Source organism: Paenibacillus sp. GD4, from assembly GCF_030846225.1.
GTDB classification, from domain to species: Bacteria; Bacillota; Bacilli; order Paenibacillales; family NBRC-103111; genus Paenibacillus_G; species Paenibacillus_G silviterrae.
In genome coordinates, this window is the sequence record NZ_JAVCYK010000001.1 from 1,545,277 (window position 1) to 1,558,326 (window position 13,050).

At 52.3% G+C, this 13,050-nt stretch carries 7 protein-coding genes and 1 tRNA gene; 4 read left to right on the forward strand and 4 right to left on the reverse strand.

Going from position 1 to position 13,050, the window contains the following annotated elements; all coding sequences use genetic code 11:
* Position 1: 1 nt before the first annotated feature.
* A complete protein-coding gene (locus tag RAC89_RS07310; protein ID WP_306612736.1) occupies positions 2 to 1,261 on the forward strand; it encodes an FAD-dependent oxidoreductase in 1,260 nt (419 codons plus the stop codon).
* Between the two features lie 226 nt (positions 1,262 to 1,487).
* A complete protein-coding gene (locus tag RAC89_RS07315; protein ID WP_306612737.1) occupies positions 1,488 to 3,233 on the forward strand; it encodes a methyl-accepting chemotaxis protein in 1,746 nt (581 codons plus the stop codon).
* 733 nt (positions 3,234 to 3,966) lie between these two features.
* Here the strand turns inward: RAC89_RS07315 and RAC89_RS07320 are convergent.
* The 3 genes from RAC89_RS07320 to RAC89_RS07330 form a co-directional block, all read right to left on the reverse strand.
* Positions 3,967 to 4,037, reverse strand: a tRNA-Gly gene (locus RAC89_RS07320).
* A gap of 63 nt (positions 4,038 to 4,100) precedes the next feature.
* A complete protein-coding gene (locus RAC89_RS07325) occupies positions 4,101 to 4,475 on the reverse strand; it encodes a hypothetical protein (RefSeq protein WP_306612738.1) in 375 nt (124 codons plus the stop codon).
* Between the two features lie 165 nt (positions 4,476 to 4,640).
* On the reverse strand, positions 4,641 to 7,979 hold the full coding sequence (locus tag RAC89_RS07330) for a choice-of-anchor I family protein (protein WP_306612739.1): 3,339 nt from the start codon (positions 7,977 to 7,979) through the stop codon (positions 4,641 to 4,643).
* Positions 7,980 to 8,171: 192 nt separating this feature from the next.
* Between RAC89_RS07330 and RAC89_RS07335 the strand changes: the two genes are divergently transcribed.
* Both RAC89_RS07335 and RAC89_RS07340 read left to right on the forward strand, forming a co-directional pair.
* Positions 8,172 to 9,092, forward strand: a complete 921-nt coding sequence (locus RAC89_RS07335) for an aldo/keto reductase (RefSeq protein ID WP_284641565.1) — start codon at positions 8,172 to 8,174, stop codon at positions 9,090 to 9,092.
* Between the two features lie 121 nt (positions 9,093 to 9,213).
* A complete protein-coding gene (locus RAC89_RS07340; protein ID WP_306612740.1) occupies positions 9,214 to 10,407 on the forward strand; it encodes an MFS transporter in 1,194 nt (397 codons plus the stop codon).
* Positions 10,408 to 11,261: 854 nt separating this feature from the next.
* Here the strand turns inward: RAC89_RS07340 and RAC89_RS07345 are convergent.
* On the reverse strand, positions 11,262 to 12,989 hold the full coding sequence (locus RAC89_RS07345; protein WP_306612741.1) for a putative bifunctional diguanylate cyclase/phosphodiesterase: 1,728 nt from the start codon (positions 12,987 to 12,989) through the stop codon (positions 11,262 to 11,264).
* Positions 12,990 to 13,050: the final 61 nt, after the last annotated feature.

Here is a 13,050-nt window from a genome sequence, read left to right on the forward strand (position 1 = left end):
CGTGGTGTCGACAACCTATGAACTGAAACGGGATATCCCGGTGTATGACCGCGCCGATCTGGTCGTTGTTGGAGGAGGCCCCGCGGGAGTAGCCGCTGCCCTTTCGGGAGCCCGAAGCGGCAAGAAAGTCATTGTGCTGGAGCAATCTGCACAGCTTGGCGGCATGGGTACGCTCGGGAACGTAAGCATTTTTATGAAGGTAGGCAACGTCACGGGAATCTACCGGGAGATCGTAACTGAAATGATCAAGGAGCATGTCCCGGAAGGACAAGATTTGAATACGGCCCCGCAGTTTTCTCCCTTTCGCCTCCGCTATTATTTGAACCGGAAGCTGGAGCAGGAGAACGTCAAGGTATGCTATCACATGTCCTTCGTTTCGGCCGTTACCGAAGAAGGCCGTGTCAAAGCGGTGATCGTCAATACCCGCGAAGGCTTGCGCGCCGTGGAAGGTGCGGTGTTTCTGGACTGTACGGGTGATGCGCGGGTTGCTATCGACGCCGGCGCAGCATATACCTCGGGGCGCGATGGCGACGGATTGACGCAGCCGATGACACTGATGTTTATGATGCAAAAAACGGGTCAAAAGACAGAGCTCTACTTGCCGGAAGGCTGTTATTATTATGAAAAGGTCGAGGACCTGCCGCAAGGCCGCCATTTGTATTGGGAGCGGATGGGAGACGGCACGCTGCTAGTCAACATGACCCGGGTGAAAGGGAACGGCGCAAAAATCGACGACGTCAGCTTCGCCGAGCAGGAATCGCTCCGCCAAGTGTTCTCCGTCGCTAATTACCTGCAGCGCAACGGCTTCGAGAACTACATTTTGTCTCACATCGGAAGCCAGACGGGCGTCAGAGAAACTAACCAGATCGTCGGTCATTACACGCTGACCGAGGAGGACCTCACCTCGGGAAGAAGATTTGCCGACGTTGTTGCACAGACCAACTACGAGATCGATATCCACAGTCCGGATGGTGCAAAGGTCACGGATGAGCGCGATATCGACGGCTACGACATTCCGTATCGCTGCATGCTCCCGAAGGGGCTGGACGGCGTGCTTGTGGCCGGCCGCGCCATTTCCGCCACGCATGTCGCCATGTCGTCGATGCGCGTGCAAGCCACCTGTTATGCGCTCGGCCAGGCTGCCGGCGTTGCCGCTTCCCTCGCAATCGACAGCGGCTGCACGCTGCAGGATGTGCCGATTGCCGCTCTGCATGAGGAGCTTTATCGCCAAGGTGTGCGATTCGTTTTCCCTGCCGAGTAACTAGATCAACTAGGAGAAGGCCTTAGCCCGACTGTCGGGTTAAGGCTTTTGCTTTTTAACAGATAAGTGCCATTCCGCACGATGTCATGATTAAACAGATTTTAGGATCTATTTACAATATTTCTCTTTACGGATAACAGCTGCGGATGATAGAATTACATCAAAATACATTATTCGACATTATTTTTAACAATTCGACAGAAATCTAGGTTGGGAGGATTTATTCATGTTCGGTACGGTTACACGTAACGTCGCTCGAAAGCTGACCCTCATGGTCTTTGTAATCCTGCTTGTGTTTTCCTTATCATCGGCGTCGTTCACCTATTTTTCCATGCGTCAGATGCACATGAACAAGCTGGTCACGATACATGAAACGGATGCTATTACGGCTAAGCTGGTTGGTTCCTACATTAGCGGTGTGGCGGAAAAGGGCAAGACGGGAGCGGATTTAAAGGACGATGTCAACGTAAAGACGCTTACCAGCATACTGGATTCCATGACGCAAAAGGAGCTCGTGGAGAACGCTTACGTTTTTTTCCCGGAGGTAGAAACCAAGAACGGGGAGCCCTTTCTAAAAATGATCGGCACGAGCAGCTCGCTGGCTGCCGCACTACCTCCAATGAGCAGCTACAAGCTTCCAGACATCTTTAAAGCGGGCATTGAGCAGCTGAACAATGCAGAATTGGCAATTACCGATACATACACAGATGAGAACGGAACATTCGTCAGCAGCTTATCCAAAATTACAGACAGCAAGAACAATGTGATCGGTATCTTCGGCCTAGACTATAATTACGATGACATCAAGGAACTATTGAAAAAGGAAATTATTAAATCGGTAGGCATCTCCCTAGCCTTTGGAATTCTTTTCTCGGCCACAATCTGGTATGTCATCGCGAAGCAGCTCAGTCCGCTGAGAGAGCTGACGAACGCTACCAACCGCGCGGCGAACGGCGACTTTTCCTTCCAGATGAAGGTTACGCGTACGGATGAGTTCGGTCGGTTGAAGGGAAATTTCAATACAATGCTTACGAACGTGTCGGCTCTGCTTAAAGACATCGCCGTGTCAACGAATAATGTCGTTGCCGCCTCGAACGACATGCAGCAGGGCAGCAGCCAAACCTTGGCCGCATCGCGGGATATCGCCGAGTCCGTTAAGCAGATTGCCTCAGGCTCTCACACGTTATCCGAGTCGACGGAAGAGACGAAGCGTGCGATCAGCGAGATGACCGTCGGCGTTCAGCGCATCGCAGAGTCCGCAGGTGAAGTGAGCCAGCAGGCTTACTCCGTCGCCGAGGAAACGACGGCAAATCAGAAGCTCATGGCCGAAACGGTGGAGCAGATGGAACGCATCAACGCAAGCGTTCAGGAAGCCGTGCAGAAGCTGCAGCGGCTGCTGGAACGCTCCGCTGACATCAAGGGCATCGTGGATGTGATTGGGGACATCTCCACCCAAACGAACTTGCTGTCCTTGAACGCCTCGATTGAGGCGGCAAGGGCCGGCGAGCATGGGCGCGGCTTTGCCGTAGTAGCCGGCGAGATCCGCAAGCTGGCCGAGCAGTCCAAGAGCTCCTCCGAAACCATTGCCGAGCTCATCGGTCACATTAATCTAGATACCGAATCCATAGCGGAGAGTATGCAGGCCGGTGCCAATGAGGCAATGAACGGAGCAGCTATCGTCAAAGAAGCCCATGCCGGCTTCGATCGGATTGCCGGGTCCGTTCAGGGCATCACCTCGCAAATTCAGGAAATTTCGGCAGCCACCGAGGAAATGTCAGCCGGCTCCGAGGAAATCGCAGCGACGATGGAGGAATTGGCGCGAATTTCTCAGGAGTCCCGCAGCTATGCGGAAGGCGTAGCCGAATTCGTCCAGCAGCAGCTGGAAACCATGAATGAGATGGCTGCTTCCGCCCAGGGGCTGAAGGAGACGTCCGAGCAAGTCAAAACCGCGGTCGGCAAGTTTACGGTGTAACGAAATCAAGCCGGCTATATGTCATTGATGACAGTAGCCGGCTTTTTGCGGTTTTATTTAGATATCTTTTATTTTCTATTTCGTCTACGATATGAGGTCCCAAATCTGTTGCAGTAATTAAAATAATAACTATCCACTTTATGAACAGAAATCTTTTTATGTCAGTTAAATCATACTTTGTAATAAAAATAATAGAAGTTATGACACTAGTCACAATAATTACGATTATTGGAATTGATTTCTCGAATAGAGTAAGTGGGACACCAAAAATAATGCCAAATGGATTATTAATGTAAACTAATAATTTAGTGATAATATAACTTAAGAAGAGCAAGATTATTGATGTACCTTTGCCCATGATATAACAACTCCATTCGGAAGTTCATCTTGCGGTTCTAAATAATAGATTATAATATATGTACTTTCATGAATAATTGGTGGTTATCGGTGATGCACTTTCCATTTAAGGGTTACTTCTTACTATTCTTTTTTGATAATCTGTATTCTATTTTTGTATTTGGTCTTTTGTGTTTCTTTACTCTCATTTTGATTGTTGTTTATAAATCATTTGGTAGAAGAACTGGAAATATGTGCTTGGGGGTCCTTCTTTTATTATTCGCTTCAATTATTCTGTTAGTTGAGTTTTTATTCTAATTAATAGTCAAAAGTTAATTATGTACTCATACGATTCAGAAAAAAGAAAAACCCTTGATATACAAGGGTTTTTCTTGTAAGCGGGTGATGGGAATCGAACCCACGCCACCAGCTTGGGAAGCTGGAGTTCTACCATTGAACTACACCCGCGCGATGATAATGAAAGCGTTACGTAAGCATCATTATATCGCCTTCCGAGTTCATTGTCCAGTCCTACCCCTTGCGAAAATGTTCCAAAATCCGAAACGACTGAAACATCGCCAGATTATCCAGCTGGTTCATATATAACGGGCGCACCCACGGGTCCAGCAGCACTATAGCCACCACCACCGCCACCGCTCCGATCCCCTTCCGCCAATCAAGAGAGCTTCGACGAACAATCAACCGATTGCCCAGCAGCCAAGCGCCGGCGATCAACCCTATCGATCCAAAGATAAGGATGGGAGGCACCCTGCCTTCCAAACACCAATAGAGTAACCGCTCCCAATATTGAATCAGTACGGTAAACGCTACATTAAACAACACAAGAAGCCCATAGGCCTTCCACGGCTTCATCCCTAGCCCTTTCCCGCTGTCCTCTACCTTCATCTAAACGCCCACTCCCCTCTCATTCCATCCCGCGCGACACAGCCCGGCTGTGCAACGATGAACAACAACATCCATTGTAGCTATTTACGGTAAAAAGGGAAAGCGCCCATAAAAAAACGACCGCCTCGGCGTAATAAACCGAAAGCGGCCGTTTCTGATGTGAGCTTATGGCAGCTGAATGATCTGCCCTGGATAAATCAAGTGCGGATTGTTCAGCTTGTTCAGCTCCTGCAGTGTCTGCCACGTCGTTCCGTAGCGCTGGGCAATGGCGGATAAATAATCGCCCGGCTGAACGGTGTAGGTGCCGCTGCCGGCAGACTCTTGCTGCGAACCAGCAGCAGGAGCAGGGGCAGGGGCAATCGGTGCAGCTCCCGCAGGATCCGGCTTCACCGTAATGCGACCTTCTACCACAGGGGAGACCGCGCCTTTTTTCTGAATATACGCAATCAACGCTTCGTCGAGCGCAGGGAAGTCTCCCAAGTGCTGCGCCGTCTTGAGAGACGAATATTGGTCGCCGCCGGCAGCAAGGAAATCGTTGGTCGCGAGCACATATGACTTTTCCAGCTCCAGTGGCTGTCCCTTCACCTTCACAGAGTGAACGCGGCTTCCCGCAGGCTTCGATTCATCGATGGAGTACGACATACCTCCGACATGGGCAAAGCCTCCCAGCGATTTCGGATACGCCGAAGCGCCCACCTCTAATGCCGCTTTCAGCTCTGCGCCCGTAACCTTCTTGGTCTGGATATAGTTGCCGAACGGCAGCACGGTGATGATGCTTCCTTTGGTTACTTGACCGGCTTCCACCGAAGCTCGTATGCCCCCGCCATTGGTCAAGGCAACATCCGCTCCCGTTATATCCAGCATCGCATCGGTGATCAGGTTGCCGAGGTTGGTCTCTTGAACGCGTACCAGCTCACGATCTCCGTCAAGCTTCACCGGTACGGAGCCGATCACTTCATTCAGAATAACGTCTTGCGCCTTCTTAATGTCGTTAATTGTTCCTACCACCGCTTGATCCGGCATAACAAGACCGGCAGCATCCTTAGCAACCAGCTGTGCCTTTTTGCCGACCAGCTTGTTCCCTTCGAACGTCAGCTCGACTACGCCCAGATTCTTGGTGTATTCGCCTGCGCTTACAATCAGGGTGTTATTGTCGGTGGTTTTTCCCTCTACCAGCGTGCTGTGGCTGTGACCGTCGACAATGAGGTCAATCCCCGGCACCTCTTTGGCCAGCTTGATGCTGGTATCGGTACTGGATTCGTCAATGCCGAGGTGAGTGACCGCGATGATCGCATCGACCTTCTGCTTTTTCAGTTCTTCAACCACGGGCTTCGCTTCCACAGCAGGATCGACGAACTTCAAGCCGGCTACATTGTTCGGGTGTGTCTTATAGGTGGTTTCCGGCGTGGCAAGTCCTAGAATACCAAGCTTAATGCCGTTAACCTCTTTAATCACATAAGGCTTCAGAATCCGGGAGCTGTCCGCTTCCTTCCGCACATTGGCCGCGAGAATGGGGAACTCCACAATTTTCTCCAGCTCCAGCAAGCGTTGATAGCCATAGTTGAAATCATGGTTTCCTGCTGCCATCGCATCATACCCCGTCTGGTTCATGACCCTGGCAATGCTCTCCCCGCGAACAAGCGTAGCGAAGGTTGTGCCATGGAACGTATCGCCCGCGTCCAGGAGAAGCGTGTTCGGGTTTTGGCGCTCATAGTGCCGCACCAGCGTTGCGATCTTGGCAAAGCCCATGCCATCGTTAGAAGCTTCCTCCGCACGGCCGTGGGAATCATTCGTATGCAGAATCGTAATCGTCTTTTTGGCAGCCTTATCGCCCTGCGTCAGCTCATACACGCCCATCGTACCGGAAACCTCGTTGCCGACAAGCAGAAGCGCCTTACCCGTAGGGCTTTGATCTGCTGAGACGAACTTGAGTCCTTCCGGCCCGCTCTCGCCCTTGATGTCCTTCTCCCCTCCGGAGAAATCCCGGCTGGTAAAGTACGTGGCGAAGTGAGGCTTTAACGGATCGGTTACATTGTATACGAAAATGCCGCCCATCCGCTCAACGCCCACAAACGCATAAGCCTCATCACCGATGCGGCCGACCTTCACGTCCTCCGGCTCCGGACCTTTATCGTCGCTGCGGTCGTCGAATTTGTTATTGTCATTCGAAACGTTGAATTGCTTCGGGTATTGAACCGCCAGCGTTTGCTCGAATTGATCTCCGCTGTCGAACACCTGCGTCATCGTGGACGCATCCCATATGGAAAACGACCGTGCCCCATAGGAGTAGATTGCCTCATATTTGCCTTCCGCGTTAACTCCAGCTGTTGTCGTCGTCTTCAGACGTCCCAGCTTGGTATCGTCGGCAGCCGCTTTGGAGAGTTCATCGAGCTGCTTTTGGGTAAGCCCCGGGTAGTTCACCGCTTGAAGCGCAAGCTTATCTTTCAGGTCAGCTACACGAGCCTCCTCGGAAAAGCCCTTATAGTCCCTGCTATCGCCCTCATTGGCCGTGAAGAGATACGTCTTCCCATTCAAGGCCATCACATCCATGCCGTCCGGCATATACATGCCGAGCACCGGCCATGGCTGAATATTGATTTTCTTGTCTTTGTCAGAGGCGTCCAGACCGTTGCCCAGTTTATAATGCTGCTTCACTCCAAGCGAGGTCACCTTGGTAAAAGCTTTTGAAGCCAAATCAAGCTCGGCTACCGCGTTCACCTCCTGCAGCGACACGTAGGCTGTCTTGCTATCCGGCGCTACAACAATATATTCCGGCTCAAAATCTTGAGCTGCTGTCGCACCCGGCTTCGCCTTACGGACCTTCTCATCGATGATGGCATCGTTGTCAAAAAGCGCATGCACCACGCTGCCTTGAGTTACTTTGTCGGCTCCAGCCGATATATCAATAATGGAAACCGATCCTTCCGGGTCGATGGAGGTATCCTCGTTCGGCTCACCCTCGTTGGCAACAAGCACATAACGTCCATCCGGGGTAAAAGTAACCATATCGGGAAGCGCCCCTACTTCCACAAAGCTGATGAGGCTTCCGTCCATGCCGAGCAGGACGACCTTGCCGGGATCCGTTTTAACGGCTGCAGGCAGCGCAAGTGCCAGAAAATCTCCCTTTGGGCTCACCGCTACGCTGGTAATATCGCCGATCCCTGCGATCTGGCCGCTGAGCGACTCCAGCTTAATTCGCTTCGCCTCCGACAACGCAACAGTGGTTGACGGACTTGACTTTAGCGAGGACAGATCGACGATGTCCACCGATTTTTCGGCACCGTTAATAACGAAAGCTCTCTTGGATTTGGCATCATATTGTACGATCTCTGCCCCTGTGGCGCCGGAGCCTGTGTCATAACGCGCAATCAGCTTCGCGGTAAGCTCGCTTGTGCCGGAGCTTGTCCATACAGCAGAGGTGTCGGCCGCCGATGCCGATGCTACGGGTGTTACTGCTAGTGCTGCCGCCAATAAGGCGGATGTACATTGGACGAACCATTTCATAAGTCAGCCTTTCCTCCCCAGTCCATAATTGGTTATGCTACTACCTTATTGTAGAGACGAACTATTAATGTCCTGTAAAAATCATGTAAACCCATTGTCAAATTTGTTATCGGTTTCTAGACCCATTTTTTGACTTTGCGGCGAAGATCGTTTTAAATGAAGGAGAAGTACTAAGATCCGGGAGGGCGACTGATGAAATATCGCAGATTGGGTAAAACCGAGCTACATGTATCCGTTATTGGCGTAGGAACCTGGCAATTCGGCGGGGAATGGGGCAAGCCTTTCACACAGGATGAGGTCGACGCGATTCTGAATCAAGCCAAGGAATCCGGCATCAATCTGATCGACACGGCCGAATGTTATGGAGATCATACGTCGGAAGCACTGATCGGGAGCTACGTGGCCCGTCATCGACGCGAGGATTGGGTGATTGCCACCAAGTTCGGTCATAAGTTCCATCGGAATTTCGAACGGGATCAGGAGTGGTCTCCGCAGCAGGTGCTGGATCAGCTGGATGCTTCGCTGAAAGCGCTGCAAACCGACTATATCGACCTTTATCAGTTCCATTCGGGCACGGACGAGGCGTTTGACCAAGACGAGCTCTGGACTCTGTTAGATAAACAAGTGCAGGCCGGGAAAATCCGCCATCTGGGCACCTCCATCGGCAGCAACGATAATTTGCACCAAACTGAAAATTCCACCAAGGTCGGTTCCAAGGCCATTCAGGTCGTATACAACCGGTTGGACCGCAAGCCGGAGGAGCGCGTTTTCCCGTCCTGTCAGGCGCAGGATCTTGGCGTGCTGGCCCGCGTACCGCTGGCAAGCGGCTACTTGAGCGGCAAGTATAAGCCGGGCGCAGTATTCTCCGAGAGCGATGTACGCCATCGCCATGATCAGGAGCAAACCCGCCTGAAGCTCGAGGAGGTCGAACGCATTCGAGAGAATGAAGTTCCGCAAGGCATGGATATGGCTACCTGGGCGCTCGCCTGGTGCTTGAAGCATCCGGCCGTTACCTCCGTCATCCCTGGCTGCAAAAGCCCGGAGCAGGTCATTTCCAATGCTTCGGCGGCCGCTTATGTCGGAGAAAATCATCCGCAGGCAGTCAAATCTTAGTTTTCATTTTAAAGCACGATAGTCCATGTTTTTCAGTCGGTACGTCCATGGGAATCCCCTCTCACGCGCGGTATGCTAGGGAATACAGAAGGTACAACTGCGCGGAAGGGTTCTGATGAGGATGAAGCTATCGACACGAATCTATATGGATGCTGCTTTGCAAAATATGAAAAGCGTTAGCTTCTTCACGTTCTTACAAGTGCTGATTGCCCGTTTGGGGGCCAGCAATTTTGAAATCGCGCTTTCCAACTCCTTGCCACCTCTGTTCTGTGCGCTGTCCCTTGCGTTTCTAACGCGGCAGCTGCCTGTGACCAGAGGTGTTTTTCTTGTCAGCGGATACATTCGGCAGTTTGCTTTCCTCTCCATGGCTCTTAGCGTGCTGCTGCCGAATCCCATACCGTATTTGCTGTTCTTCTGGTCGATCAACGCCGTAGCGGTCATGGTTACCGGCGCGCAGCAGCCTGCGATCCTTCGAAGATGGGTCGAGCCGGCGGAGTTTCCCAAGATCTTCAGCAATACGAAAATGATCGGGATCGTCATCGTCACCATCGGCAGCTTTGCGATCGGCCATTTTCTCGATGCGTTCCAATGGATGTTCCCGAAAAATTACGTGATCTCTATGCTCGTCGGCTGTGCCGCTACCTTCGCCGGGATGGCACTCATTGCGGAGCTAGCGCCAAAGGAACGTCAACCGATCCGTCTCACCTGGGTGAAGCCGTTTCAGGAATGCGACCGCCGCACCTGGTGGATGGGCTTGAATCATGTAGGCACCGCTATGGTTGCACCGCTGTTTATCATTTACCATGTCAATCAACTCGGTTTAAGCAATTCCCAGATCGCCTCCTTTGTCGTCACCGCCGGTATCGTGTCCACTTTGATGCTCCCTGTCGCTCGGCGGGCAATGGATCGGTACGGCGTCATGAAGGTGTACGGCGTTGCTGTCATCGGTCTGGCGGCCGCCGTGCTGCCCTACGGATGGATCAATTCCTTCTGGGCGCTGCTCATCGTGCAAGGCTGGCTGGGGCTTTGCCTCGCCATATACGAGGTAGCCTCCAACTCCATCATGATGAACGAGGCGGCCAAGCACAAAAAGGAGATGGCTTACTTTTCCGACTTCCAGCTGGTCATGAATGTAGGTAATGCCGTCGGGGCGTTGCTCGCCGGTGCTTTGATCGCCGTCCTTCCGCTGTGGGGCTGCTTTGTGGTCATTGCGGTCAGCCGTTTGGTTATGTACTTTGCCTTCCAGCCTTCGGAAGCAGCAGCACCTGCGGGTATGCTCGAGGCGGCGGGTTCGGGGGTTCAGGCAGGGAGGTAGGGGGTGCGTGAGATTCTCCGCTCTCCGGGAAGCCTAACTCGGCGTGTAATCTGTAATCGCAATTTTGCCACTGCTGGTGGTATTCCGGCACTTTCGGTGCCTGTAATGGCAGATATGCCCTTATTTCGTCTCTTTCCGCTCTCCGGGAAACCAAACTCGGCGTGCAATCGCAATTCTGCCACTGCTGGTGGTATTCCGGCACTTTCGGTGCCTGTAATGGCAGCTATGCCCTTATTTCGTCTCTTTCCGCTCTCCGGTAAGCCAAACTCGGCGTATAATCGCAATTCTGCCACTGCTGGTGGTATTCCGTCACTTTCGGTGCCTGTAGTGGCAGATATGCCCTTATTTCGCCTCTTTCCGCTCTCCGGGTAGCCAAACTCGGCGTATAATCGCAATTCTGCCACTGCTGGTGCTATTCCGGCACTTTCGGTGCCTGTTATCGCATATTTGCCATTATTTCGTCTCCTACCGCTCTAGGTCGTACTTGTGCGATTCAGCGTTATTTAGCAATAGCTCATTAGCTTCCGACACTTCTAAGCTATGGTACCGATCCTCCCCTTTCCAACAAATCTAAGCCACCGGGGCAAGTTCCCAACGCAACTCAACACCACTCCTCTCTTCTGAGCCACCGGGATAAGCTCCCAACGCAACTCAACACCACCCCTCTCTTCTGAGCCACCGGGATAAGCACCCAACGGACCTCAACACCACCCCTCTCTTCTGAGCTGCCGGGAATGGCACCCCAACCTCCCCCCCACTTCCTTCCTCTCGCCGCTACGACAAAAAAAGCGCCTCCCGAACCCGCAGCACACAGCTGTTACCGGATCCGAAGGCGCTTATCCTTCCTTACGCACTTATGCACTTCTGCGCTCCATCAGCGCAGTAAATTCTTGAGCCGGAATCGGCCGGCTATAGATGTACCCCTGCACTTCCTTGCAGCGCATCCCGGTCAGGAACTGCAGCTGCTCCTCCGTCTCAACACCCTCCGCGATGACCTTCAGCTTAAGGCTGTGGGCCAGCGCCATGATCGCCTGTACGATCGCGGCATCGTCCGCGTCAAACGTAACGTCACGGACAAATTGCTGGGCAATCTTCAGCTTCTGAATCGGGAATTTCTTCAGATAAGTCAAGGATGAGTAGCCTGTCCCGAAATCGTCAATGGAAATTTGAACTCCCAGCGTCCGCAGCTCGTTCAGCTTCTCAATCACTTGATCCACCTGGTACATGGCGACGCCTTCCGTGATCTCCAGCTCCAAATATTGAGGATCCAGCTCACTCTCCCGCAGCGCGTCGACAACAACCTGTACGAAGTCCTGCTGATAAAATTGAATCGGCGAAATGTTCACAGCAATCTTCAATGGCTCATACCCGGCACGCTGCCAAGCCTTATTCTGTTGGCATGCGGTGCGCAGCACCCATTTGCCTATGGGAACGATCAACCCCGTCTCTTCCGCTAAAGGAATGAACTCCGCCGGCGAAATATATCCGACTCCCGGATGATTCCAGCGCAGAAGCGCCTCCATTCCGTTAATGCCGCCGACATCAATATCAACCTGAGGCTGGTAGTACACCATAAATTCTTCCTGATCGAGCGCCTTGTTGAGCCACTCCTCCAGCACCAGCTTGCGGATCACGGAATCGTTCATTTCCGGCTTATACCTTATGTAATGGTTTTTCCCCTGCTCTTTCACACGATACATAGCGGTATCCGCATTTTTCATCAGCGTTACCGCGTCTTCACCATCCGAAGGATAAAGTGAAATTCCAATGCTGCAGCCGATCCGAAGCTCATGACCTTCGATTCGGAACGGTCTGCTGAGCAGGTCGATGATTTTACGGGCAACCTTCTCGGCATCCTCCTCATGCGTCAGCTCGACCGCCACCACCGTGAACTCGTCGCCGCCCTGCCGCGATATCCAGTCCGTGGAGTGCAGCCCTTGCCTGAGCCGTTCCGCCGCTTCCATCAGCAGCTGGTCGCCAATCTCATGACCGAATGTGTCATTGATGTTCTTAAACCGGTCCAAGTCAATAAACATGACACCGAGCATACTATCATCTTGCTTAGCCTGACTGATCGCCTTCTGCACCATGGATTGGAACATGCTTCGATTGGGCAGCCCGGTCAGCTGGTCATGCTGTGACAAGTAATGGAGCTTCTGCTCCGTAATCTCCCTCTGTCTCAGAACCGAGAACAGAAAGTACAGAAGCGGAACGGTAATCAAAAGCCTCGCGGATGCCTCCAGCCAATCTCCCCTAGAAACACCGCCCATGCCGCCGTTCAACCGAAGCGCCATCTCAGCGCCTGCCATGCCCACAAAAATCAGCACCAAAAAAGGGATATAGCGAATGCCCCGAGACGAGCCATGCTTTGCCCCTATCATTAGCACACCGCTCAATAGCAGTGCGATCACAGCAGATACCAAATAGTCCAGCCGATCGCCTGGCTGCCCGATCATATGCCGGAATAGCAGGAAAATCAACTCCGTGCTGATCAGCACCGTCAATAAGCAAAGAAATTGGGGTCGCTCCGGCGGAGAATGCTGCCAAGTATCGACGAATGTTGCTCGTGTTTTTTTCGACATAGGGACCCTCATCTTCATATAAAACGAATAGTATCTCTATTGTAACGTTAGGAGTATAAAA